The following is a 25,262-nucleotide window of genomic DNA, read 5'->3' on the forward strand; positions in this document are numbered from 1 at the left end:
ATAATCAGTGGGAGTACATCTACATGCAATCGTCCAAGCCGACTCACGTCCGCTATTTGATCCTGCTCATGCTGTTTTTGGTGACCACGATCAACTACGCCGACCGCGCCACCATCGCGATCGCCGGTTCCAGTTTGCAAAAAGACCTCGGCATCGACGCGGTCACCCTCGGCTACATCTTCTCTGCATTCGGTTGGGCCTACGTGGCCGGGCAAATTCCCGGCGGCTGGCTGCTCGATCGCTTCGGCTCGAAAAAAGTCTACGCCCTGAGCATCTTCACCTGGTCGCTGTTCACCGTGCTGCAAGGCTTCGTCGGTGAGTTCGGCATGTCCACGGCCATCGTCGCGCTGTTCATGTTGCGCTTCCTGGTCGGTCTGGCCGAGGCGCCATCGTTCCCCGGCAACGCCCGTATCGTCGCGGCCTGGTTCCCGACCGCTGAACGCGGTACCGCTTCGGCGATCTTCAACTCCGCGCAATACTTCGCGACCGTGCTCTTCGCACCGCTGATGGGCTGGATCGTGTTCTCCTTTGGCTGGGAGCACGTGTTCATCGTCATGGGCCTGCTCGGTATCGTGTTCTCGCTGGTCTGGCTGAAGGTTATCCACAGCCCGCGCCAACACCCGATGGCCAACGAAGCGGAAGTGAAGTTCATCGCCGACAACGGCGGCATGGTCGACATGGACCAGAAACAAGGCAAAAAGGCAGACGGCCCGAAATGGGATTACATCCGCCAGCTGCTGACCAACCGCATGATGCTCGGCGTGTACCTGGGCCAGTACTGCATCAACGGCATCACCTATTTCTTCCTGACCTGGTTCCCGGTGTACCTGGTGCAGGAACGCGGCATGACCATCCTCAAGGCCGGTTTCATTGCTTCGTTGCCAGCGATCTGCGGTTTTATCGGCGGCGTCCTCGGCGGGGTGATTTCCGATTACCTGCTGCGCAAGGGCCACTCGCTGACTTTCGCCCGCAAGGCGCCGATCATTGCCGGTCTGCTGGTTTCGAGCAGCATCGTGGCCTGCAACTATGTCGACGTTGAATGGATGGTGGTCGGCTTCATGGCCCTGGCATTCTTCGGCAAAGGCGTGGGCGCGCTGGGCTGGGCGGTGGTGTCCGACACTTCGCCAAAACAGATCGCCGGTCTGAGCGGTGGCCTGTTCAACACCTTCGGCAACATCGCCTCGATCACCACCCCGATCGTCATCGGCTACATCATCAGCTCCACCGGCTCGTTCAAATGGGCACTGGTGTTCGTCGGCGCCAACGCGCTGGTGGCGGTGTTCAGCTATCTGGTGATCGTCGGCCCGATCAAGCGTGTGGTCCTGAAAGAGCCGCCAACCAACGGTGGTTCCGAAGCGGCTGGTAAATTGTCTCAAGCGCATTCCTGAGGAGCGGCGTCATGCAGTTGATTGAACATTCTGACTCGCCGCGCTACATCCGCCTGCACGAGCGGGACAACGTAGTGGTTGTGGTCAATGACCAGGGCGTGCCGGCCGGCACCGCATTTGCCGATGGCCTGGTGACGGTGGATTTTGTGCCGCAAAGTCACAAGGTCAGCCTCGTGGATATTCCCGAGGGCGGCACGGTGATTCGCTACGGCCAGATCATCGGCTACGCGTTGCAGCCGATTCCCCGTGGCAGTTGGGTCAAGGAAGATCAACTGCGCATGCCGACCGCGCCGCCGCTGGACAGCCTGCCGCTGTCCACCGATGTGCCGGCCGCGCAGGCACCGCTGGAAGGCTTCACGTTCGAGGGTTATCGCAACGCCGACGGCACCGTCGGCACGCGCAACATCCTCGGGATCACCACCACCGTGCAGTGCGTCACCGGGGTGCTGGATCACGCGGTGAAGCGGATCAAGGACGAGCTGTTGCCCAAGTATCCGCATGTCGATGACGTGGTGGCACTGACTCACAGTTACGGTTGCGGCGTGGCCATCACGGCCACCGACGCCTACATCCCGATCCGCACCGTGCGCAATCTGGCGCGCAACCCGAACCTCGGTGGCGAGGCGCTGGTAATCGGTCTGGGCTGCGAGAAATTGCAGGCGGGGCAGGTTATGCACGAGGACGATGCGTCGGTGGATCTGAGCGAGCCGTGGCTGTATCGCTTGCAGGATTCCAGTCACGGTTTCACCGAGATGATCGAGCAGATCATGGAACTGGCCGAAGTCCGCCTGAAGAAACTCGACCAGCGTCGCCGCGAAACCGTCCCGGCGTCCGAGCTGATCCTCGGCATGCAGTGCGGCGGCAGCGATGCGTTTTCCGGGATCACCGCCAACCCGGCGCTCGGTTATGCCTCGGACTTGCTGCTGCGGGCGGGGGCGACGGTGATGTTTTCCGAAGTCACCGAAGTGCGTGATGCGATTTACCTGCTGACCTCACGGGCCCAGACCAAAACCGTTGCCAAGCAACTGGTGCGCGAGATGGACTGGTACGACCGTTACCTGGCCAAGGGCGAAGCGGATCGCAGCGCCAACACCACGCCGGGCAACAAGAAGGGCGGGCTGTCGAACATTGTCGAGAAGTCCCTGGGCTCGATCGTGAAGTCCGGCAGCAGTGCGATCAGCGGCGTGCTCGGCCCTGGGGAACGTTTCAAACAGAAGGGTTTGATTTTCTGTGCAACGCCGGCGAGTGATTTTGTCTGCGGTACGTTGCAACTGGCGGCGGGGATGAATCTGCATGTGTTCACTACCGGTCGTGGCACGCCTTATGGGTTGGCGATGGCGCCGGTGGTGAAGGTCTCGACCCGTACGGAGCTGGCTCAGCGTTGGCCGGATCTGATCGATATCGATGCCGGGCGGATTGCTACCGGTCGCGCATCCATCGAGGAGTTGGGCTGGGAGTTGTTCCACTACTACCTGGATGTGGCGAGCGGCAAGCAGCAGACGTGGGCGGAGAAGCACAAGCTGCATAACGACATTACGTTGTTCAATCCGGCGCCGATTACTTGATCTGCTTGAGGGGGGTGGTGCCCGCACTGGCCATGCCCTCACCCCAGCCCTCCCGAAACGTCGGACCGCCCGTAGGGAGAGGGGGCCGATCCGGGAATATTTCAGTAATACACCGACCTGAAAGGGATTTACCGAATCCATAATCGACTCGGTCTTCCAGGTCGATGGATGACGCAAGACAGCTCGGTCAGTTCCTCTCCCTCCGGGAGAGGGTTAGGGTGAGGGGCTTTTGAAGGTTTTGGCTTATCATTAGCCCCCTAACGACGCTCACCTCCAAGGCTCCCCGGCATGCTGGCAATCTTCCTCGAAACCCTGAACATCACCGCGCCGGTGTTTGCCATGCTGTTTCTCGGTGTGCTGCTCAAGCGCATCGACTGGATCAACGACAACTTCATCCACACGGCATCGTCGCTGGTGTTCAACGTCACCATGCCGGCGCTGCTGTTTCTCGGCATCCTGCATGCCGACCTGCACGCCGCGCTGCAACCGGCGCTGCTGATCTATTTCGCCCTCGCCACGCTGGTCAGTTTTGCCGTGGCCTGGGGCTGGGCGATTTTCCGTTGTCCGCGTGAAGATCGCGGCATCTACACGCAAGGCGCGTTTCGCGGCAACAACGGGGTGATCGGCCTGGCGCTGGCGGCGAGTATGTACGGCGACTACGGGATTTCCCTCGGAGCGATTCTCGCAGCGCTGGTGATCCTCTTCTACAACACCCTGTCGACCATCGTGCTGGCGGTCTACAGCCCGGTGATCAAGTCCGATCCGTGGAGCATCTGCAAAAGCGTGGTCAGCAATCCGCTGATCATCAGCGTGATCGCGGCAGCGCCGTTCGCTTATTTCAAGATCGGTCTGCCGGGCTGGCTGGAAACCTCCGGCCAATACCTGGCTCAAACCACATTGCCGCTGGCGCTGATCTGTATTGGCGGCACGCTGTCGCTGGCGGCGCTGCGCAAGAGCGGCAACATGGCGCTCAGTTCGAGTCTGGTGAAGATGATCGGCCTGCCGGTCATCGCCACGCTGGGCGCATGGCTGTGGGGCTTTCGCGGGGCGGAGCTGGGGATTCTGTTCCTGTACTTCGGCAGCCCGACCGCCGCCGCCAGTTTTGTCATGGCCCGTGCGGCCCAGGGCAACCATGAGCTGGCGGCAGCGATCATCGTGCTGACCACGTTGATGGCGGCGATCACCACCAACATCGGGATCTTCTTTCTGCAGTGGGGCGGGTGGATCTGAGGCTGGCGGTTACTCAGGCTTCTGGTAACTGTCGATTACTTCCTGCGCCGCGCGGAACGCATCGATCGCCGCCGGCACGCCGGCGTACACCGCGCAATGCAGCAGCGCTTCGCGGATCTCATCGACCGTGCAGCCATTGTTCAACGCACCGCGCACGTGGCCCTTCAATTCCTGCGGGCACTTCAACGCGGTCAGCGCGGCGAGGGTGATCAGGCTGCGGGTTTTCAGCGGCAAACCTTCGCGATTCCACACGCCGCCCCAGGCGTGTTCGTTGACGAAATCCTGCAACGGTTGGGTGAACTCGGTGGCGTTGCCCAGCGCGCGGTCGACAAACGCGTCACCCATTACCTGGCGGCGGACTTCAACCCCGGATTTCTTCGATTCGGTCATGGCACATCCCTCTTGTGGTGTTGGCGGCGCCAGGCGCGCACGGACGTAAAAAACAGAAACGTCAGCAGCGTCGGCAGCACATAAAACAGCATCAATCGTTCAAGCTTGCCGGCCAGTGGCATGCCGGTGGTGAACGACACCACGTGCAGCCCGTACGCCAGATACAAACCCAACAGCAGCAAACCTTCGGCCCGTGTCACGCGATAACCGGAATAGAACACCGGCAGGCACAGCGCGGCGACGCCGAGCATCACCGGCAGGTCGAAATCCAGTGCGTTGGGTGACACCGACAGCGGCGTCGGCGCGATCAGCGCGGTGAGGCCCAGCACCCCAAGCAGGTTGAACAGGTTGGCGCCGATCACGTTGCCCACTGCGATGTCACGCTGACCGCGCAGCGCGGCGATCAGCGAGGTGGCGAGCTCCGGCAGCGAGGTGCCGACCGCGACCACGGTCAGACCGATCACTCGCTCGGAGAACCCCAGGTCGGTGGCGACGACCACAGCCGCACCCAGCAATAGGTGTCCGGCGAACACCAGCATGCCCAGACCGCCGACAATCATCAGCAGGCTGGTGAACCACGGCGCTTGCGGATCGTGCGGTTGATCGGAATGCGGGCGGGTAGAGTGCCGCGACTGGCGCAGCAGTAATCCGAGATACAGGGCGAGGGCGCCGAGCAACAGAATGCCGTCGAAGCGCCCGAGTTCTTCATTCCACGCCAGCACGAACACCAGCAGGCTGGCGCCGATCATCAACGGGATGTCGAGGCGCACCAGTTGCCGCGATACCCGCAGCGGAATGATCAGCGCCGACAGGCCGAGGGTGACAAGAATGTTGAAAATGCTGCTGCCGATCACGCTGCTGACGGCGATGTCCGGCGTGTGCGCCTGCACGGCTTGCAGGCTGACGGCCATTTGCGGGGCGCTGCTGCCGAGGGCAACGATCGTCAGGCCGATGATCAGCGGTCGTACATGCAGGCGCGCGGCCAGGCGCACGGCGGCGCACACCATCAGCTCGGCGCCGGCGATCAGCAGGAACAGCCCGCTGAGCAATTCGATCACGCTGATCAGGGGTAAGTCGGTCAGTCCGAAAATGGTGGACGCTCCATCAGTCGTCGAGGGCCTGCACCCGAACCCGGGCGGTTCCACTGCGCAGCATACCGAGCTGTTCGGCCGCCGCACGTGAAACATCGATCAGACGGCCACGGGTGTGCGGGCCGCGGTCGTTGATGCGGACCACGACGGATTCATCGTTTTTCAGGTTGGTGACCTTCACCCGCGTGCCGAAGGGCAACTGGCGGTGGGCGGCGGTCAGGGAATTCTGGTTGAACGCTTCGCCGCTGGCGGTGCGTTTACCGTGGTGCTTGGCTCCGTAATAGGAGGCGACGCCGGTCTGGTCGTAACCGTGCGGGTCGATGACATCGGTGCTGGCGCAGCCGGCCAGCAAAAAGAGCAGGGCGCAGGCGCCGAGCAGACGTTTCATTCAAAAGCTCCCAAGTGATCGTTCCCACGCTCCGGCGTGGGAATGCACCCCCGTGACGCTCTGCGTCACACCGCAATGGACGCGGAGCGTCCGAGGCGGCATTCCCACGCAGAGCGTGGGAACGATCCTCGGGCGCGGGACCATCGTCAGCCTTCGAGCTTGCTTTTCAGCAGTTCGTTCACTTGCTGCGGGTTGGCTTTGCCTTTGGAGGCTTTCATGGCCTGACCGACGAAGAAGCCGAACATCTTGCCGCGCTTGGCTTCGTCTGCCGCTCGGTATTGCTCGACCTGCTCGGCGTTGGCCGCAAGCATTTCGTCCAGCACCGCCGAGATTGCGCCGGTGTCGGTGACTTGCTTCAGGCCGCGTTTTTCGATGATCTCGTCTGCGCTGCCTTCGCCGTTGGCCATCGCTTCGAACACCACCTTGGCAATCTTGCCGGAGATGGTGTTGTCCTTGATGCGCTGCAGCATGCCGCCCAGTTGCTCGGCCGAAACCGGCGAATCCTCGATGTCCAGGTTCTGCTTGTTGAGCAGGCTGCCCAACTCGACCATCACCCAGTTCGCCGCCAGTTTGGCGTCGCCGCCGATGGCTGCGACTTTCTCGAAGTAGTCCGCCTGCTCACGGCTGGTGGCCAGCACGTTGGCGTCGTAGGCCGACAGACCGAAAGCACTCTGGAAGCGCTCGCGTTTCTGCGGTGGCAGCTCCGGCAGGGTGGCGCGCACGTCGTTGAGGAACGAGTCCTCGATGACCACCGGCAGCAGGTCCGGGTCGGGGAAGTAACGGTAGTCGTTGGCTTCCTCTTTGCTGCGCATCGGACGGGTTTCGTCCTTGTTCGGATCGTACAGACGGGTCTGCTGGATCACTTTGCCGCCGTCTTCGATCAGGTCGATCTGACGCTGGATCTCGGAGTTGATCGCCTTCTCGATGAAGCGGAACGAGTTGACGTTCTTGATCTCGCAGCGGGTGCCGAATTCAACCTGGCCTTTCGGACGGATCGACACGTTGCAGTCGCAACGCAGCGAGCCTTCGGCCATGTTGCCGTCGCAGATGCCCAGGTAACGTACCAGCGCGTGGATCGCCTTGACGTAGGCCACGGCTTCCTTGGCGCTGCGCATGTCCGGCTCGGAAACGATTTCCAGCAGCGGTGTGCCGGCACGGTTCAGGTCGATGCCGGTGGCACCGCTGAATTCTTCGTGCAGGCTCTTGCCGGCGTCTTCTTCCAGGTGCGCGCGGGTGATGCCGACGCGTTTGACCGTGCCGTCTTCCAGCGCGATGTCCAGGTGACCCTTGCCGACGATCGGCAATTCCATCTGGCTGATCTGGTAGCCCTTCGGCAGATCCGGGTAGAAGTAGTTTTTACGGGCGAACACGTTGTGCTGACCGATCTCGGCGTCAATCGCCAGACCGAACATCACCGCCATGCGCACTGCTTCCTGGTTGAGCACCGGCAGCACGCCGGGCATGCCCAGGTCGATCAGGCTGGCCTGGGTGTTCGGCTCGGAGCCGAACGTGGTGGAACTACCGGAAAAGATTTTCGACCGGGTGGTGAGCTGGGTGTGAATCTCCAGCCCGATCACGACTTCCCATTGCATGTATGTCTCCTCAGAAGCCGGTTGGGGTGCGGGTGTGCCAGTCAGTGTTCAACTGATACTGGTGCGCAACGTTGAGCAAACGGCCTTCCTGGAAATACGGAGCGAGCAGTTGCACGCCAACCGGCAGACCATCGACAAAACCGGCCGGCATCGACAGGCCCGGCAGGCCCGCGAGGTTGGCGGTGATGGTGTAGACGTCTTCCAGGTAGGCAGCGACCGGGTCGCTGTTCTTGGCGCCGAGTTTCCAGGCCGGGTTTGGCGTGGTCGGGCCGAGGATGATGTCGACTTCATTAAAGGCAGCCATGAAGTCGTTCTTCACCAGGCGACGGATCTTCTGCGCTTTCAGGTAGTAGGCGTCGTAGTAACCGGCGGACAGTGCGTAGGCACCGACCATGATCCGGCGCTGCACTTCGGCACCAAAGCCTTCGCCACGGGAGCGCTTGTACAGGTCTTCCAGGTTCTTCGGATCTTCGCAGCGGTGGCCGAAGCGCACGCCGTCGAAACGCGACAGGTTGGAGGAGGCTTCTGCCGGGGCGATCACGTAGTACGCAGGAATCGCGTGCTGCATGTTCGGCAGGCTGATTTCCTTGATCACGGCACCGAGCTTCTGCAGCTCTTTGATGCTGTTCTGGATCAGGTCGGCGATGCGCGGGTCGAGACCGGCGCCGAAGTATTCCTTTGGCACGCCGATGCGCAGGCCTTGCAGCGAACCGTTAAGACCAGCGGCGTAGTCTGGCACTGGCTCATCGATGCTGGTGGAGTCGTTCGGATCGAAGCCGGCCATACCTTGCAACAAAATCGCGCAGTCTTCGGCAGTGCGAGCCAATGGGCCGCCCTGATCGAGGCTGGAGGCGTAAGCGATCATGCCCCAGCGCGACACGCGACCGTAGGTCGGTTTCAGGCCGGTGAGGTTGGTGAATGCAGCTGGCTGACGGATCGAACCGCCGGTGTCGGTGGCCGTCGCAGCAGGCAACAGACGAGCGGCAACCGCCGCCGCCGAACCACCGGACGAACCGCCCGGTACGTGTTCCAGGTTCCACGGGTTTTTCACCGCGCCGTACCAGCTCGACTCGTTGGCCGAACCCATGGCGAATTCGTCCATGTTGGTCTTGCCCAGGGTCACGGTGCCGGCGGCGGCCAGCTTCGACACCACGGTGGCGTCGTATGGAGCCTTGAAGTTGTCGAGCATCTTCGAGCCGCAGCTGGTGCGAATGCCCTGGGTGCAGAACAGGTCTTTATGGGCGATCGGCGCACCCAGCAGGGCGCCACTCTCACCATTGGCCCGGCGCGCGTCGGCGGCTTTCGCCTGCTCGAGGGCCAGCTCTTCGGTGAGGCTGATGAAACTGTTGAGCTGCGGATCGAGCTGGGTAATGCGCGCCAGCAGGACTTTGGTCAGCTCTTCGGAAGAAAACTTTTTATCGGCGAGACCGCGGGCGATCTCGGCCAGAGTCAATTGATGCATTGCAGGCTCTTTCCCTTTAGTCGATGACTTTCGGAACCAGGTACAGGCCGTTTTCGACCGCTGGTGCGATGGACTGATAAGCCTCGCGGTTATTGCTTTCGGTCACGACGTCGGCGCGCAGGCGCTGACTGGCTTCCAGCGGGTGGGCCAGCGGCTCGATACCGTCGGTATCGACCGCCTGCATTTCGTCGACCAGCCCGAGAATGCTGTTGAGGGCCGAAGTGATGTGTGGAAGATCGGCGTCATTAAGGCCAAGGCTGGCCAGATGAGCGATTTTTTCCACGTCGGAGCGTTCTAGCGCCATCGGGTTTCTCCAGTGGAAAACAGGACGGACGGCGTCCGTGTGTTAGATTGTCGGAACACTACCGCACTTCTACGGTCATAAGGCCGCGATTGTGGGGCTTGGTGCACAGAAAAGCGGCCAATTTAACATATTGGCGCCTTGCCCAAAATCCCTGTCGTTGTTAGAGTTTGCCGCACTTTTTTACCCACGCGTTGCCTAGGGTCCCTTTCCCATGTTCAAGAAACTGCGTGGCATGTTTTCCAGCGATCTTTCCATTGACCTGGGCACTGCCAACACCCTTATTTACGTGCGCGAGCGCGGTATCGTCCTGAATGAGCCATCGGTTGTGGCCATTCGGACACACGGTAACCAGAAAAGTGTCGTCGCTGTCGGCACCGAGGCCAAGCGCATGCTCGGCCGTACGCCGGGCAACATTGCTGCCATTCGTCCGATGAAGGACGGCGTGATCGCCGACTTCAGCGTCTGCGAAAAGATGCTGCAATACTTTATTAACAAGGTTCACGAAAACAGCTTTCTGCAGCCCAGCCCTCGTGTGCTGATCTGCGTTCCATGCAAATCCACCCAGGTTGAGCGTCGTGCCATCCGTGAATCGGCCCTTGGCGCCGGTGCCCGTGAAGTGTTCCTGATCGAAGAGCCGATGGCCGCTGCGATCGGTGCCGGTCTGCCGGTTGAAGAAGCACGCGGTTCGATGGTCGTGGATATCGGTGGTGGTACTACCGAAATCGCGCTGATCTCCCTGAACGGTGTGGTCTATGCCGAATCCGTACGCGTTGGCGGCGACCGCTTCGACGAAGCGATCATCACCTACGTGCGCCGCAACTATGGCAGCCTGATCGGTGAATCCACCGCCGAGCGCATCAAGCAGGAAATCGGTACGGCCTACCCGGGCGGCGAAGTTCGCGAAGTCGACGTTCGCGGTCGCAACCTGGCCGAAGGCGTTCCACGCGCATTCACCCTGAACTCCAACGAAGTGCTGGAAGCTCTGCAAGAGTCGCTGGCTACCATCGTTCAGGCCGTGAAAAGTGCTCTGGAGCAATCGCCGCCGGAACTGGCTTCCGACATCGCCGAGCGTGGCCTGGTACTGACCGGTGGTGGCGCGCTGCTGCGTGACCTCGACAAGCTGCTGGCCCAGGAAACCGGTCTGCCGGTGATCGTTGCCGAAGATCCGCTGACCTGCGTCGCTCGCGGCGGTGGCCGTGCATTGGAAATGATGGACAAGCACACCATGGACCTGCTCTCCAGCGAATAATCGCCGGACGCAATACGTGGGTGAGCGCACAGGCAGCACTTTGCAGTGCTGCCTGTTGGCGTTTATCTTCTGTCAGTCTTCATCCAGGCCGGTTTGATGCCGTATGAATAAACAGAACATTTGCCTGGGAGGAGCGGCTTATTAAACCGCTTTTCGCCAAGGGCCCCTCACTGGGCGTGCGCTTGTTGGTGCTGGCCGTAATGTCGGTCGCGCTGATGGTCGTTGACGCGCGCTTCAGCCTTCTTAAACCCGTACGCAGCCAGGCCTCGCTGGTGCTGATGGACGCCTACTGGATTACCGACCTGCCCGGACGGTTGTGGGAAGGTATCGCCAGCCAGTTCGGCAGTCGCACCGAGCTCGTCGCCGAAAATGAAAAACTCAAGTCGGAAAACCTGCTGTTGCAGGGTCGCATGCAGAAGCTTGCCGCCCTTACCGAGCAGAACGTCCGTCTGCGCGAGTTGCTCAATTCCTCCGCGCTGGTCAACGAGAAGGTCGAAGTGGCCGAGCTGATCGGCATGGATCCCAACCCTTTCACCCATCGCATCATCATCAACAAAGGTGAGCGTGATGGCGTGGTGCTCGGTCAGCCGGTGCTCGATGCTCGCGGTCTGATGGGGCAGGTGGTCGAACTGATGCCGTACACCTCCCGTGTGCTGCTGCTGACCGACTCGACCCACAGCATTCCTGTGCAGGTAAACCGTAACGGTCTGCGGGCGATTGCCAGCGGCACCGGTAACCCCGAGCGTCTGGAACTGCGCCACGTGGCGGACACTGCTGACGTCAAGGAAGGCGATCTGCTGGTCAGCTCCGGCCTGGGTCAGCGTTTCCCGGCCGGTTATCCGGTGGCGACGGTCAAGGAAGTGATTCACGATTCCGGCCAGCCATTCGCCATTGTTCGCGCCGTGCCGACCGCCGCACTGAACCGCAGCCGTTACCTGTTGCTGGTGTTCAGTGACAACCGCACCGCGGAAGAGCGTGCCAACGATGCTGCGCAGGCTCAGGAAAACCTTGATGCCTTCGGTGGCGGTCCGGTGATTCCGTCTACGGTGCCGAAGATCGTCACCCCGCCTGCCGCAGCTGCGACTCCTGCCACGGCGACGTCGCCGGCTGCGCCTGCTGCCAGCACTACACCGGCCAAACCCGCTGCAAGCAAACCGCCTGCAGCCACACCAGCGGCCAGCAAACCACCGGCGAATCAGCCGGCGGCTCGACCAGCGGCCAAACCGCCTGTCACTGCGCCGGCGACCACCGGGAGGCAAGAATAATGGTCGGGGCTACCGCATCGCGTAACGGCTGGATTGTCTGGCTGACATTTATTGTCGGCATTCTGCTCAGCGTATCGCCACTGCCCATTTTCATGGAAATCCTGCGCCCGCTTTGGCTGGCCTTGCTCCTGACTTTCTGGGCTTTGTATTTGCCGCACACCGTCGGCATGGTCACAGCTTTCTGCCTGGGATTGGCCGAAGACGTGCTGCAGGGCGATCTGCTCGGTCAGAATGCCTTGATCCTGACTTTGATCACGTTCCTGGTGCTGTCATTGCAGCAGCGCCTGCGAATGTTCCCGATGTGGCAGCAGAGCCTGGTGATCCTGGTGATCTTCGGCCTCGCCCAGCTCGTACAACTCTGGCTCAGTGCCTTGACCGGCAACCGTCAGCCGACCCTCGCGCTGGTCCTGCCGGCACTGGTCAGTGCCTTGCTCTGGCCTTGGGTCAGCTTCGCTTTGCGTGGATTGCGCCGGCGCTACAAAATCAACTGATTCGGTCAGGCATGGGCCCCCACCGGTGCCATGAGGCAGGGCACTCAACAGGGAGATGTTTGGATGAAGCCGCTTTACCTCGCCTCAGGATCGCCGCGTCGGCGTGAGTTGCTCACGCAGATCGGCATCCCGTTTACCGCCATCAGCGCGGATATCGATGAAACCCCTCTCGCCAATGAATCCCCATCGGCCTACGTCGAGCGCCTGGCGCGCGGCAAGGCCGAGGCCGGGCGGCGCACCGTCGCTTCCGACGTAGCATTTTGCGTACTGGGTGCCGACACCGCCGTGGTGCTGGACGGCAAAATTCTTGGCAAACCGGTGGACGAAGCCGACGCATGCGCCATGCTGATGATGTTGTCCGGCAAGGAGCATGAAGTGCTGACGGCGATTGCCGTGCTCGACGGCGAGCGCTGCGAGTCGCGGGTGGTGCGCAGTCTGGTGCGGTTCCGGTCGATCAGCCGCGAAGAAGCTGCCGCCTACTGGGCCAGCGGCGAACCCCGGGACAAGGCGGGTGGCTACGGCATTCAGGGGCTCGGCGCGGTGTTCGTCGCCGGCCTCAATGGCAGTTACTCGGCGGTCGTCGGCTTGCCGGTGTGCGAAAGCGCAGAACTGCTCGGCCATTTCGGCATACCCTGTTGGCAAACCCTGAACGCGCAATGAGCGTCGAACGGACAAGATGCGGCCTTTATCGTGAACATGCCTGAACGAGACCCTGCCATGAGTGAAGAGATTCTGATCAACATCACGCCGATGGAATCGCGCGTGGCGGTGGTCGAAAACGGTGTGCTGCAAGAAGTGCACGTCGAGCGTACGCAAAAACGCGGGATCGTCGGCAATATCTATAAAGGCAAGGTGGTGCGGGTCCTGCCGGGCATGCAGGCGGCATTCGTCGACATCGGTCTGGATCGTGCAGCCTTCATTCATGCTTCGGAAATTTCCCTGCGCGAAGGCCCGGCGGTAGAAAGCATCAGCGCTCTGGTGCACGAAGGCCAGAGCCTGGTGGTGCAGGTCACCAAGGATCCGATCGGTTCCAAAGGTGCGCGCCTGACCACGCAACTGTCGATCCCGTCGCGCTATCTGGTGTACATGCCGCGCACCGCCCACGTCGGCATTTCTCTGAAGATCGAAGACGAAGCCGAGCGCGAACGCCTCAAGCAGGTGGTCAGCGATTGCGTGGCCAAAGAAGGCATCAAGGAGGCCGGCGGCTTCATTTTGCGTACCGCCGCCGAAGGTGCCGGGGCCGATGAGATCCTCATGGACATCCGCTACCTGCGCCGCCTGTGGGATCAGATCAACGAACAGATCAAGACCATCGGCGCACCGAGCGTGATTTACGAGGACTTAGGCCTGGCGCTGCGCACCCTGCGCGATCTGGTCAGCCCGAAGATCGAGAAGATCCGCATCGACTCCCGGGAAACCTTCCAGAAAACCACGCAGTTCGTCGCCGAACTGATGCCGGAAATCGCCGATCGTCTGGAACACTACCCAGGTGAACGACCGATTTTCGATCTGTATGGCGTCGAAGACGAAATCCAGAAAGCCCTGGAACGCAAGGTTCCGCTGAAGTCTGGCGGCTACCTGGTGATCGATCCGGCGGAAGCCATGACCACCATCGATGTGAACACCGGGGCGTTCGTCGGTCATCGCAACCTTGAAGAAACCATCTTCAAGACAAACCTCGAAGCCGCGACCGCGATTGCCCGGCAGATGCGCCTGCGCAACCTGGGCGGGATCATCATCATCGACTTCATCGACATGGAAGACGAAGAGCACCAGCGTCAGGTGCTGCGCACCCTGGAGAAACAACTGGAGCGCGATCACGCCAAGACCAACATCATCGGCATTACCGAGTTGGGCCTGGTGCAGATGACGCGCAAGCGTACCCGCGAAAGCCTCGAGCAAGTGCTGTGCGAACCGTGCAGCAGCTGTCAGGGCCGGGGCAAGCTGAAGACCCCGGAAACCATTTGCTACGAGATTTTCCGCGAGATCCTGCGTGAAGCCCGGGCCTATCAGGCCGAGGGTTATCGGGTGCTGGCGAACCAGAAAGTCGTGGATCGCCTGCTCGATGAAGAGTCCGGTAACGTGGCCGAACTTGAAGGTTTCATCGGGCGCACCATACGTTTCCAGGTAGAAACCATGTATTCCCAGGAACAATATGACGTGGTGCTGCTCTGAACCCCTGCATCACCCTTTTCCTGAAACGGCTGGCCTCAGCTTTTTGCAGTATTTTTGCCATGGGAGCCAACTGACATGGAACGTCTGACACGCATTTTGGCCGCACTGACCCGCTGGGGTCTGGGCCTGTGCGCGTTGGTTCTGGTATTGATGGCGTTGTACGTCAGTCTTGGCCGGGAACTCACGCCACTGGTGGCCGAATACCGCACCGATATCGAAGACAAGGCCAGCGCCGCCCTGGGTCTGCCGCTGCAGATCGGCGAGCTGGAAGGCAACTGGAGCGGATTTGCACCGATCCTGCTGGCCCACGATGTGATGGTCGGCAGCGGCGCCAATGCCCTGCGCCTGGATCGGGTGCGTGCAGTGCCTGATCTGTGGGCCAGCCTGATGGCCCGCGAAGTGCGCATCGCCCATCTTGAACTCAGCGGTTTGAAGATCAGCCTCAAGGAAGGCGAGGACGGAAAGTGGGCGCTGGAAGGCTTGCCGGTGCAGCAGGATCAGCCCATGGATCCCGAGCAACTGTTCAACCGCATGCAAATGATTCAGCAACTGTCGGTGCTCGACAGCCAGGTGACCTTGCAGCCGCGGGAGCAGGCACCGCTGACCTTCACGTATGTCGGCCTCAATCTCAAGACCGGCACCAGCCGCCAGCGCCTCGATGCACGATTGACCTTGCCTGACGGCCAGCCCGTGGCGCTTAGCCTGCGCACGCGGATTCGTCCGAGTCAGTGGCAGAGCAGCGAAGTGGAAGGTTATGTCAGCCTGCCGCAGAGTGACTGGTCGAAATGGCTGCCCGAGCGCCTGACCCAGCAATGGAATTTCTCCGAGATCAAGGCCGGCGGCGAGCTGTGGGTCAACTGGCGCGAGGGGGCGTTGCAGAGTGCTGCGATCCGCCTCAATGCGCCGCAACTGACCGGTGCCTACGCCGAACGCAAGCCGATCCAGATCAACAATCTGGCGCTCAACGGCTATTTCCAGCGCGGTCCCGAGGGGGCCACTGTCACGTTTGATTCGCTGGCGATGAATTTCGGCGAAACCCGTTGGGAATCGCATGTGCAGATCAAACAGACTGCCGCCACCGACAAGAACGAAGAGCTCTGGCATCTGCAGGCCGACCGGCTCGACCTGACCCCGATCACTCCTTTGCTCAATGCCCTCGGCCCGTTGCCCCAAGGCTTCGCCACCGTGGTCGAGCGCCTGAAAGTCACCGGCGGGCTGCGTAACGTGCTGCTGGATTTCCGGCCGAACGCCACCGACGACAGCAAATTCGGCTTTGCCGCCAACCTTGATCAAGTCGGCTTCGACGCCTACCACGGCGCGCCCGCGGCACGGAATGTCAGCGGCAGCCTTACCGGCAATCTCGGCGGCGGCGAGCTGCGCATGGACAGCAAGGACTTCGTCCTGCACCTTGATCCGATCTTCGCCAAGCCATGGCAATACATTCAGGCCAACGCCCGGTTGACCTGGAAGCTCGATAAAGAAGGTTTCACTCTGATCGCACCGTACCTGAAGGTGCTCGGCGAGGAAGGCAAGATTGCCGGCGACTTCCTGATCCGCCTGCATTTCGATCACAGCCAGGAAGACTACATGGACCTGCGGGTCGGCCTGGTGGATGGCGACGGTCGCTACACCGCCAAGTACCTGCCGGAAGTCCTGAGCCCGGCCCTCGACGAGTGGCTGCGCACGGCGATTCTCAAGGGCGCGGTGGATCAGGGCTTCTTCCAGTATCAGGGTTCGCTGAACAAGAACGCCGGGGAAGCGGATCGCAGCATCAGCCTGTTCTTCAAGGTGCACGACGCCGAGCTGGCGTTCCAGCCGGGCTGGCCGCACGTGAGCAAGGTTAGCGGTGACGTGTTCATCGAAGACAGCGGTGTGCGGATTCTCGCCAGCAAGGGCCAATTGCTCGACACCCAGGTCAGCGATGTCTTCGTCAATATTCCCCATGTGCCGAGCGGCGAGCACAGCCATATGTTCCTCGACGGCACCTTCGCGGGTGGGTTGGGCGATGGCCTGAAGATTCTTCAGGAAGCACCGATCGGCACCGCCGATACCTTCGCCGGCTGGGAAGGCGCGGGTGATCTGCAGGGCAAGCTCAAACTCGATGTGCCGTTGGCCAAGGGCGATCAGCCAAAAATCCTCGTCGACTTCAAAACCGTCAATGCGCGATTGAACCTGGCGGAGCCGAAGCTCGAACTGAGCCAGCTCAAGGGTGATTTCCGCTTCGACAGCGCCAAGGGCCTGAGCGGGCAGAACATCAGTGCCCGGGCCTTCGACAAACCGGTCACTGCGCAGATCTTCGCCGACGGCGGCCCCGGCAAACTCAAGACCCGGGTGGCGGCGTCGGGGCAGGTCGAGGTCAAGAAACTCACCGACTGGCTGGGCGTGACTCAACCGTTGCCGGTGTCCGGGACTGTCCCTTATCAACTGCAATTGAATCTGGACGGTGCCGACAGCCAGTTGATGGTCAGTTCAAGCCTGAAGGGCGTGGCAGTGGATCTGCCGGCGCCGTTCGGCATGGCGGCCGATGTCGGGCGTGACACTGTGTTCCGCATGACGTTACAGGGGCAGGAGCGGCGTTACTGGGTCAACTACGATCAACTGGCCAACCTCACCTTCGCCGCGCCACCAGGCAATTTCGCCGATGGCCGTGGCGAGTTGTTCCTTGGCGCCGGCGAAGCGGTGTTGCCGGGTAACAAAGGCTTGCGGATACGCGGCGTGTTGTCCGAGCTGGATGTCAAACCCTGGCAGGATCTGCTGGACAAGTACGCCGGCCAGGATCCAGGCGGCAACGCCAAGCAGTTGCTCAGCAGCGCGGACTTCAAGATCGGCAAGCTTACGGCTTTCGGCACCACGCTGGATCAGGCGGCAGTGCAGGTTAATCGCAAGCCCGGCGCCTGGGCTTTGGCCCTCGACAGTCAGCAGGCCAAAGGCACGGCCGGCATTCCCGACGCCAAGGGCGCGCCGATTGCGGTGAACCTGCAATACGTGCGGTTGCCGGCACCGGACCCTACGGTGCAGGCCGACGAGAATGCGCCGGACCCGCTGGCCTCGGTCGATCCGAGCAAGATTCCGGCGCTGGATATCACCATCAATCAATTGTTCCAGGGCCAGGATCTGGTCGGCGGCTGGTCGCTCAAGGTTCGGCCGACCGCCAAGGGCATCGCCCTGAACAACCTCGATCTGGGCCTCAAGGGCATTCTTTTGCAGGGCAGTGGTGGCTGGGAAGGAACGCCCGGTGCCACGAGTAGTTGGTACAAGGGGCGGATCGGCGGCAAGAACCTCGCCGATGTGCTCAAGGGCTGGGGTTTTGCGCCGAGCGTGACCAGCGAAGAGTTCCACATGGATGTCGACGGCCGCTGGCCGGGCTCGCCGGCGTGGCTGGCGACCAAGCGCTTCTCCGGCACTCTCGATGCGTCGCTGAACAAAGGCCAGTTTGTTGAAGTGGAGGGCGGCGCACAGGCATTGCGCGTGTTCGGTCTGCTCAACTTCAACTCGATTGGCCGGCGTTTGCGCCTCGACTTCTCCGACCTCTTCGGCAAGGGCCTCAGCTATGACCGGGTCAAGGGATTGCTGGAGGCGACCAACGGCGTTTATGTGACGAAAGAACCGATCAAGTTGACCGGTCCTTCGAGCAACCTGGAACTGGACGGCACGCTGGATCTGGTGGGCGACAAGGTGGATGCCAAATTGCTGGTGACTTTGCCGGTGACCAACAACCTGCCGATTGCCGCGCTGATTGTCGGCGCGCCGGCGGTCGGCGGCGCATTGTTTCTGATCGACAAGCTGATCGGCGATCGCGTGGCGCGGTTCGCCAGCGTCAAATACACCGTCAAAGGCCCATGGAAAGAGCCGAAAATCACCTTCGACAAGCCTTTTTGAACAGCCAGCCCCTGAACCGATGGAGTAGCATGGCCGCATACCTCTTGCGGAGTGCGCCATGTCTTTAGCGGTGATTCAAATGGTCAGCCAGAGCGATGTGCTGGCCAATCTGCGCGATGCCCGACGTTTGCTCGAACAGGCGGCCAACGCCGGTGCGAAGCTGGCCGTGCTGCCGGAAAACTTCGCCGCCATGGGCCGTCGCGACATCGCCGACATCGGCCGCGCCGAAGCGCTCGGCGAAGGCCCGATCCTGCCGTGGTTGAAACAGACCGCCCGCGACCTCAGGTTATGGATTGTGGCCGGCACGTTGCCGTTGCCGCCTGTGGGACAGCCCGAGGCGAAGTCCCGTGCCTGCTCGTTGCTGGTGAACGATCAGGGCGAAATCGTTGCTCGCTATGACAAGTTGCATCTGTTTGATGTCGATGTGGCGGACAATCGCGGCCGTTACCGCGAATCCGATGACTATGCTTATGGCAGTGGCGTGGTGGTTGCGGACACGCCGGTCGGCCGAATCGGCCTGACGGTGTGCTACGACCTGCGCTTCCCGGAGCTGTACAGCGAATTGCGCGCAGCCGGGGCCGAACTGATTACCGCACCGTCGGCCTTCACCGCGGTGACGGGGGCGGCCCACTGGGATGTACTGATCCGCGCGCGAGCCATTGAAACCCAGTGTTACGTGCTGGCGGCAGCCCAGGGCGGGACGCATCCGGGGCCGCGGGAAACCTTTGGCCACGGGGCGATTGTCGATCCGTGGGGCCGCGTGCTGGCACAGCAAGAGCAAGGCGAAGCCGTGTTGCTGGCCGAACGCGACAGCAATGAACAAGCGTCCATCCGGGCGCGAATGCCGGTGACCGGTCATCGGCGGTTTTTTTCGCAGGGCGCACAGCGACCTGCTTCAGAACACGAATTTAAGGCGTAAAACCTATGAGCGAGTTGTTGTCCTCAGTCAGTGATCACCTGTTGGCGCCCGGCGGCGTGACGATCGAGAGCCTGCAAGGCGTGCTCGGTGATCTGGCGGGTCCAGGCATCGATGCGGCCGACCTGTATTTCCAGGGGCAGATATCCGAGTCCTGGTCGCTGGAAGACGGCATCGTCAAGGAAGGCAGTTTCAACCTCGACCAGGGTGTTGGCGTGCGGGCGCAGTCGGGTGAGAAAACCGGTTTCGCCTACAGCAATGCGATCACCCTCGAAGCTCTCGGCGCAGCGGCCCGTGCGGCCCGTTCGATTTCCCGCGCCGGGCAGAACGGCACGGTGCAGGCGTTCAGCACCCAGGACGTCGCCCAGTTGTATGCGCCGGATAACCCTCTGGAAGTCCTGAGCCGCGCTGAAAAAGTCGAATTGCTCAAGCGCATCGACGTAGCGACCCGCGCCCTCGATCCGCGTATCCAGCAGGTCAGCGTAAGCATGGCCGGAGTCTGGGAGCGCATTCTGGTGGCCTCGACCGACGGCGGCCTGGCTGCCGATGTGCGTCCGCTGGTGCGCTTCAACGTCAGCGTGATCGTCGAGCAGAACGGCCGTCGCGAGCGTGGCGGTCATGGCGGCGGCGGGCGTACCGACTACCGTTATTTCCTCGCCGAAGACCGCGCCATGGGTTATGCCCGTGAAGCGTTGCGTCAGGCGTTGGTGAATCTGGAAGCGATTCCGGCACCGGCCGGCACCTTGCCGGTGGTTCTGGGTTCGGGCTGGTCCGGCGTGCTGCTGCACGAAGCGGTCGGTCACGGTCTGGAGGGCGATTTCAACCGCAAGGGCAGTTCGGCTTACAGCGGGCGCATGGGCGAGATGGTTGCATCAAAACTTTGCACCATCGTCGATGACGGCACGTTGGCCGGTCGCCGCGGTTCCCTGAGCGTCGACGACGAAGGCACGCCGACCGAGTGCACCACGCTGATCGAAAACGGCGTACTCAAGGGTTATATGCAGGACAAGCTCAATGCGCGGCTGATGGGCGTGGCCCGCACCGGCAACGGTCGCCGTGAATCCTATGCGCACCTGCCGATGCCACGGATGACCAACACCTACATGCTTGGCGGCCAGAGCGATCCGGCGGAAATCATCGCTTCGGTGAAGAAGGGCATCTACTGCGCCAACCTCGGCGGCGGTCAGGTCGACATCACCAGCGGCAAGTTCGTGTTCTCCACCAGCGAGGCTTACCTGATCGAAGACGGCAAGATTACCGCGCCAGTCAAAGGCGCAACGTTGATCGGCAACGGCCCGGAAGCGATGAGCCGGGTGTCGATGGTCGGTAATGATCTGGCGCTGGACAGCGGTGTGGGGACTTGCGGCAAGGACGGGCAGTCGGTGCCGGTGGGTGTGGGCCAGCCGACCCTGAAAATCGATGCGATCACCGTGGGTGGCACGGGCGCATAAGAGGGGATGGAGCTTCGGGTGGCGCGCGGTGCGGCCACCCGGTGGCGAATATCAACGCAGGCCGCGTTGAGTCTCGTCCAGCTCACGGATGTACTTGAAGATCTTGCGGCTCGAGGCAGGAGGTTTGTTTTGCGCAACCTCGTGCTGGGCCTGACGGATCAGGGAACGCAGTTGCTGGCGGTCGGCGTCCGGGTAATCGACGACGAATTTCTCCAGCACGGCATCGTCACCGGCGATCAGGCGGTCACGCCAGCGTTCGAGGTTGTGGAAACGCTCGTTGTACTGACGGGTAGAGGCATCGAGTTGATCGAGCAAGGTGAGAATCGCGTCAGTGTCCTGATCGCGCATCAGTTTGCCGATGAACTGCAAATGCCGTTTACGCGCGATGTTCGCGGTGTGCTTGGGCGCATCGGCCAGGGCCCGGCGCAAAGCGTCGGTCAATGGCAGTTTTGCCTGCAAGTCGGGCTTGAGCGTTGTAAGGCGCTCGCCAAGGTCAACCAGAGCATGTAGCTCGCGTTTGACCTGGGATTTGCTTTTTTCTCCCGTATCGAGGGAGTCGTCGTAAGAATCAACCATGGTGGCAGTCCGCAAAGAAACGCCGCCATGATAACCAGTCGGGGGCCGCTTGTCCGGCCCGGTCGCTCGAAGGCCCCAGCCGAAAGCAGAATTTGAGTGGAGATGAGCATGAGTGCAGTTGAAAGCGTCGGCCCACAGGCATTGCCGGCACTGCAGGAACAGGTCGAGCAGATCATCGCCGAAGCCAAGCGTCAGGGTGCCAGTGCCTGCGAAGTAGCGGTGTCGCTGGAGCAGGGCCTGTCGACGTCGGTGCGTCAACGTGAAGTCGAAACGGTCGAGTTCAACCGCGATCAAGGTTTTGGCATCACGCTGTACGTCGGCCAGCGCAAGGGTTCGGCCAGTACGTCCGCCACCGGGCCGGATGCGATTCGCGAAACCGTCGCTGCGGCGCTGGCGATTGCCAAGCACACCTCCGAAGACGAAGCCTCGGGGTTGGCCGATGCCGCGCTGATGGCCCGGGATATTCAGGATTTCGACCTGTTCCACCAATGGGACATCACCCCGGAGCAGGCCATCGAAAAGGCGTTGCTCTGTGAAGCTGCCGCGTTCGACGCCGATGCACGCATCAAGAATGCCGATGGCACCACGTTGAGTACTCATCAGGGCTGCCGCGTGTACGGCAACAGCCACGGTTTTATCGGCGGTTATGCGTCGACCCGACACAGCCTGAGCTGCGTGATGATTGCAGAAGCCGATGGCCAGATGCAGCGCGATTACTGGTATGACGTGAACCGTCAGGGCAGCTTGCTGGCGGATCCGGTGAGCATTGGCCAGCGCGCGGCACAGCGCGCAGCGAGCCGTCTGGGTGCGCGTCCGGTGCCGACCTGCGAAGTGCCGGTTTTGTTTTCGGCGGAACTGGCGGGTGGGTTGTTCGGCAGCTTCCTGTCGGCGATTTCCGGCGGCAGTCTGTACCGCAAATCGTCTTTCCTCGAAGGCACCCTGGGGCAGAAGCTGTTCCCGGAATGGTTGACCATCGACGAGCGTCCGCACCTGATGCGCGCCATGGGCAGTGCTTCCTACGATGGTGACGGCCTGGCGACCTATGCCAAACCGTTCGTCGAGAAAGGCGAGTTGGTCTCGTACATCCTTGGCACCTATTCCGGTCGCAAACTGGGCATGCCGAGCACCGCCAACGCGGGCGGCGTGCACAACCTGTTCGTCACCCATGGCGATGAAGACCAGGCTGCCTTGCTGCGGCGCATGGGGCGTGGACTGCTGGTCACCGAACTGATGGGCCATGGCCTGAACATGGTGACTGGTGATTACTCGCGCGGTGCGGCGGGTTTCTGGGTCGAGAACGGTGAAATCCAGTTCGCGGTGCAGGAAGTGACCATCGCCGGCAACATGCGTGACATGTTCAAGCAGATCGTCGCGGTGGGTAACGATCTGGAACTGCGCAGCAACATTCGCACTGGTTCGGTGTTGATCGAGAAGATGACTGTCGCGGGCAGCTAAGCCCTAGGCAGGTACAAAAAAAGGCGTGTCATCCGATTGGGTGGCGCGCCTTTTTTGTTTCCGCAAACTTTTCGGGTTGATCAGGGCAGCAAAAAAGCCACTCTTGTTTTGGTTCTCATTATCATCTAATAATAAATCTCATTATCGGATGAGCCCAGAATCATGAGTTCTGCCTTGCACGAGCAGCCGTACCTCGAAAGCTGGCGCTGGATGAGTCGCCAGATCCGTTGCGCGATGGATCCCGACGAACCGCGCCTGATCGAACTCTACCTGGCCGAAGGCCGGTATCTGGCCTGCTGCACGGCGACCTCGCCCTGGACGGTCGCCGAAACCTCTTTTCGTCTGCTGCTCGACACGGCCACCGACATCGCGTTGCCGTGGCACTGGCGCAGCCTCTGCCTCGATCAAGCCTGGCGCCCGCTGCGTGAAATGGAGCGCCTGTCACTGTGCAAATGCCGGCTCAAACGCTGGCAAAGCTACACCTGGCAGCTCGCCACCTGCGAGTTGCAACCCTCGATTCCTCTTATTGAACTGGTGCAAGGATTTTCAGATGACCAAGACACGTATTGAGCGCGACAGCATGGGCGAACTGCAGGTGCCGGTGGACGCTCTCTACGGCGCGCAGACCCAGCGCGCAGTGGATAACTTCCCGATCAGCGGCAAGCCGATGCCGACCCAGTTCATCCGCGCCCTGATTCTGGCGAAAGCGGCTGCCGCACGCGCCAACGTCGAACTTAACCAGCTCAGCGCCGCGCAAGGCAAAGCCATCAGCGATGCCGCCCAAGGTCTGCTGGAAGGCGACTTCATGCAGCATTTCCCGGTGGATATCTTCCAGACCGGCTCCGGCACCAGTTCCAACATGAACGCCAACGAAGTGATCGCCACCCTGGCCAGCCGCCTGCTCGAAGAGCCGGTGAACGCCAACGATCACGTTAACTGCGGGCAGAGCAGCAACGACATCATTCCAACCACCATCCACGTCAGCGCCGCGCTGGCTTTGCACGAACAACTGCTGCCGGCGCTGTTGCATCTGGTGCAAGTGATCGAGCGCAAGGCCGAGCAGGTGCATCACCACGTCAAGACCGGCCGCACCCACTTGATGGACGCCATGCCGGTGCGCATGAGTCAGGTGCTCAACGGTTGGGCGCAGCAACTCAAGGCCAATATCGGTCACCTGCAGGATTTGCTGCCAAGCCTGCAATCCCTGGCCCAGGGCGGCACGGCGGTCGGTACCGGGATCAACGCGCATCCGGAATTTGCTGCGCGTTTCAGCCGCCAATTGAGCCAGTTGACCAACGTCCAGTTCACGCCGGGCAAGGATCTGTTCGCTCTGATCGGCTCGCAAGACACTGCCGTGGCCGTGTCGGGCCAGCTCAAGGCCACCGCCGTGTCGCTGATGAAAATCGCCAACGACCTGCGCTGGATGAACTCCGGCCCGCTCGCCGGTCTCGGTGAAATCGAACTGGAAGGGCTGCAGCCGGGTTCCTCGATCATGCCGGGCAAGGTCAATCCGGTGATTCCGGAGGCCACCGCCATGGTGGCCGCGCAAGTGATCGGCAACGATTCGGTGATCACCATCGCCGGTCAGTCGGGCAATTTCGAATTGAACGTGATGCTGCCGATCATCGCCCAGAACCTGCTGAGCAGCATCGAGTTGCTGGCCAACTCCAGCCGTCTGCTGGGTGACAAGGCGATTGCCAGCTTCAAGGTCAATGAGTCGCGCCTCAAGGAAGCGCTGTCGCGCAACCCGATTCTGGTGACCGCACTCAACCCGATCATCGGTTACCAGAAGGCTGCCGAGATCGCCAAGCAGGCCTACAAACAAGGTCGTCCGGTGATTGATGTCGCGCTGGAGCACACCGACCTGTCGCGCAGCCAGCTGGAAGAGTTGCTCAATCCCGAGAAACTCACCGCCGGCGGCGTGTAAGCACCGCAACCGCTTTGGAGGTTCACCATGGAGCACTGGAAACGCACGATCGAACGGGCCAATCGCTGCTTCATGCTGGGCGAGCTGATCGATGCCCGCGAGGCTTACCTGCAAGCCCTGGCTTTGGCACAGGTGTTGTTCGAGCGCTGGGCCGATGCCGACGAAGCGGTGGCGGCCTGCGTCATTTCTCATCACAACCTGGCCGACCTGCATCTGCGCCTGAACCAGCCGGAGGAGAGCGCCGAGTACCTGTGCGCGATCCATCAACGACTGTTGCAGACCATGCAGGACGAGCGCCTGCGCCCGGCGCTGCGTGAAGCGGCCCTTCGCCAGAGCAGCAAGACCTACGTCGAGCTGCTCAATTTCATCAGCGAACACGGCGAATACCCGCGCACCCAACGCTTGCTGCACCCGGATACCGGCAATGCGCGCCGCGTGCCTGCCCAACATCACCATGGAGTCCACTGA

Annotated in this window: 22 protein-coding genes; 15 read left to right on the forward strand and 7 right to left on the reverse strand. The window is 61.5% G+C overall.

Annotation, left to right across the window (positions count from 1 at the left end; all coding sequences use genetic code 11):
* Positions 1-23: 23 nt before the first annotated feature.
* From ABFB52_RS05380 to ABFB52_RS05390, 3 genes are all read left to right on the forward strand, one after another.
* Positions 24-1,388, forward strand: a complete 1,365-nt coding sequence (locus tag ABFB52_RS05380; RefSeq protein ID WP_085608178.1) for an MFS transporter — start codon at positions 24-26, stop codon at positions 1,386-1,388.
* 11 nt (positions 1,389-1,399) lie between these two features.
* The gene (gene garD / locus ABFB52_RS05385; protein ID WP_129972350.1) at positions 1,400-2,953 is read left to right on the forward strand and encodes a galactarate dehydratase; all 1,554 of its coding nucleotides are present in this window, start codon (positions 1,400-1,402) and stop codon (positions 2,951-2,953) included.
* 288 nt (positions 2,954-3,241) lie between these two features.
* The gene (locus ABFB52_RS05390) at positions 3,242-4,183 is read left to right on the forward strand and encodes an AEC family transporter (RefSeq protein WP_085702465.1); all 942 of its coding nucleotides are present in this window, start codon (positions 3,242-3,244) and stop codon (positions 4,181-4,183) included.
* A gap of 9 nt (positions 4,184-4,192) precedes the next feature.
* On the opposite strand, the gene ABFB52_RS05395 is transcribed toward ABFB52_RS05390, so the two are convergent.
* The 6 genes from ABFB52_RS05395 to gatC form a co-directional block, all read right to left on the reverse strand.
* Positions 4,193-4,573 carry a carboxymuconolactone decarboxylase family protein gene (locus tag ABFB52_RS05395; protein WP_011332452.1) on the reverse strand — a complete coding sequence of 127 codons (381 nt, stop codon included), beginning with the start codon at positions 4,571-4,573 and terminating at the stop codon, positions 4,193-4,195.
* Complete coding sequence (locus tag ABFB52_RS05400; protein ID WP_129972349.1) at positions 4,570-5,631, reverse strand: calcium/sodium antiporter; 1,062 nt, start codon at positions 5,629-5,631, stop codon at positions 4,570-4,572. Before ABFB52_RS05400 ends, ABFB52_RS05395 begins: the two co-directional genes overlap by 4 nt.
* Positions 5,632-5,677: 46 nt before the next feature.
* Entirely contained in the window at positions 5,678-6,052 is a 375-nt protein-coding gene (locus ABFB52_RS05405; RefSeq protein WP_129972348.1) for a septal ring lytic transglycosylase RlpA family protein, read from the reverse strand.
* 146 nt (positions 6,053-6,198) lie between these two features.
* Positions 6,199-7,644 (reverse strand): Asp-tRNA(Asn)/Glu-tRNA(Gln) amidotransferase subunit GatB, encoded by a 1,446-nt coding sequence (gene gatB / locus ABFB52_RS05410; protein ID WP_102686864.1) that lies wholly within the window; start codon positions 7,642-7,644, stop codon positions 6,199-6,201.
* Positions 7,645-7,654: 10 nt separating this feature from the next.
* The gene (gene gatA, locus ABFB52_RS05415; protein WP_129972347.1) at positions 7,655-9,106 is read right to left on the reverse strand and encodes an Asp-tRNA(Asn)/Glu-tRNA(Gln) amidotransferase subunit GatA; all 1,452 of its coding nucleotides are present in this window, start codon (positions 9,104-9,106) and stop codon (positions 7,655-7,657) included.
* Between the two features lie 16 nt (positions 9,107-9,122).
* A complete protein-coding gene (gene gatC / locus ABFB52_RS05420) occupies positions 9,123-9,410 on the reverse strand; it encodes an Asp-tRNA(Asn)/Glu-tRNA(Gln) amidotransferase subunit GatC (RefSeq protein ID WP_085698446.1) in 288 nt (95 codons plus the stop codon).
* Positions 9,411-9,621: 211 nt separating this feature from the next.
* On the opposite strand from gatC, the gene mreB reads away from it, so the two are divergent.
* The 8 genes from mreB to tldD all read left to right on the forward strand — a co-directional run bounded on the left by mreB (position 9,622) and on the right by tldD (position 20,836).
* On the forward strand, positions 9,622-10,659 hold the full coding sequence (gene mreB / locus ABFB52_RS05425; protein ID WP_002555108.1) for a rod shape-determining protein MreB: 1,038 nt from the start codon (positions 9,622-9,624) through the stop codon (positions 10,657-10,659).
* A 140-nt stretch (positions 10,660-10,799) separates the two neighbouring features.
* Positions 10,800-11,924 (forward strand): rod shape-determining protein MreC, encoded by a 1,125-nt coding sequence (mreC, locus tag ABFB52_RS05430; RefSeq protein ID WP_129972346.1) that lies wholly within the window; start codon positions 10,800-10,802, stop codon positions 11,922-11,924.
* Positions 11,924-12,415, forward strand: coding sequence for a rod shape-determining protein MreD (gene mreD, locus ABFB52_RS05435; protein WP_064593386.1), 492 nt, complete (start codon positions 11,924-11,926; stop codon positions 12,413-12,415). Before mreC ends, mreD begins: the two co-directional genes overlap by 1 nt.
* Positions 12,416-12,478: 63 nt before the next feature.
* Positions 12,479-13,075: a nucleoside triphosphate pyrophosphatase gene (locus tag ABFB52_RS05440; protein WP_129972345.1), complete on the forward strand. Its 597-nt coding sequence runs from the start codon at positions 12,479-12,481 to the stop codon at positions 13,073-13,075.
* A 57-nt stretch (positions 13,076-13,132) separates the two neighbouring features.
* Positions 13,133-14,590, forward strand: a complete 1,458-nt coding sequence (gene rng / locus ABFB52_RS05445; protein ID WP_007953605.1) for a ribonuclease G — start codon at positions 13,133-13,135, stop codon at positions 14,588-14,590.
* Positions 14,591-14,665: 75 nt separating this feature from the next.
* A complete protein-coding gene (locus ABFB52_RS05450) occupies positions 14,666-18,469 on the forward strand; it encodes a YhdP family protein (protein ID WP_129972344.1) in 3,804 nt (1,267 codons plus the stop codon).
* A gap of 58 nt (positions 18,470-18,527) precedes the next feature.
* Positions 18,528-19,388, forward strand: coding sequence for a carbon-nitrogen hydrolase family protein (locus ABFB52_RS05455; protein WP_085746921.1), 861 nt, complete (start codon positions 18,528-18,530; stop codon positions 19,386-19,388).
* A 5-nt stretch (positions 19,389-19,393) separates the two neighbouring features.
* Complete coding sequence (tldD, locus tag ABFB52_RS05460) at positions 19,394-20,836, forward strand: metalloprotease TldD (RefSeq protein ID WP_085711794.1); 1,443 nt, start codon at positions 19,394-19,396, stop codon at positions 20,834-20,836.
* 51 nt (positions 20,837-20,887) lie between these two features.
* On the opposite strand, the gene yjgA is transcribed toward tldD, so the two are convergent.
* Positions 20,888-21,412, reverse strand: coding sequence for a ribosome biogenesis factor YjgA (gene yjgA / locus ABFB52_RS05465; RefSeq protein WP_007953598.1), 525 nt, complete (start codon positions 21,410-21,412; stop codon positions 20,888-20,890).
* A 102-nt stretch (positions 21,413-21,514) separates the two neighbouring features.
* Between yjgA and pmbA the strand changes: the two genes are divergently transcribed.
* The 4 genes from pmbA (at position 21,515) to ABFB52_RS05485 (ending at position 25,262) form a co-directional block, all read left to right on the forward strand.
* Complete coding sequence (gene pmbA / locus ABFB52_RS05470) at positions 21,515-22,867, forward strand: metalloprotease PmbA (RefSeq protein WP_170844891.1); 1,353 nt, start codon at positions 21,515-21,517, stop codon at positions 22,865-22,867.
* Positions 22,868-23,029: 162 nt separating this feature from the next.
* Positions 23,030-23,437 carry a FagA protein gene (locus ABFB52_RS05475; RefSeq protein WP_129972343.1) on the forward strand — a complete coding sequence of 136 codons (408 nt, stop codon included), beginning with the start codon at positions 23,030-23,032 and terminating at the stop codon, positions 23,435-23,437.
* Positions 23,418-24,794 carry a class II fumarate hydratase gene (locus ABFB52_RS05480; RefSeq protein ID WP_085746924.1) on the forward strand — a complete coding sequence of 459 codons (1,377 nt, stop codon included), beginning with the start codon at positions 23,418-23,420 and terminating at the stop codon, positions 24,792-24,794. Before ABFB52_RS05475 ends, ABFB52_RS05480 begins: the two co-directional genes overlap by 20 nt.
* A 27-nt stretch (positions 24,795-24,821) precedes the next feature.
* Positions 24,822-25,262: a hypothetical protein gene (locus ABFB52_RS05485; RefSeq protein ID WP_085711789.1), complete on the forward strand. Its 441-nt coding sequence runs from the start codon at positions 24,822-24,824 to the stop codon at positions 25,260-25,262.

This window comes from Pseudomonas sp. 9.2(2024) (assembly GCF_039695385.1).
Taxonomy (GTDB): domain Bacteria; phylum Pseudomonadota; class Gammaproteobacteria; order Pseudomonadales; family Pseudomonadaceae; genus Aquipseudomonas; species Aquipseudomonas paraglycinae.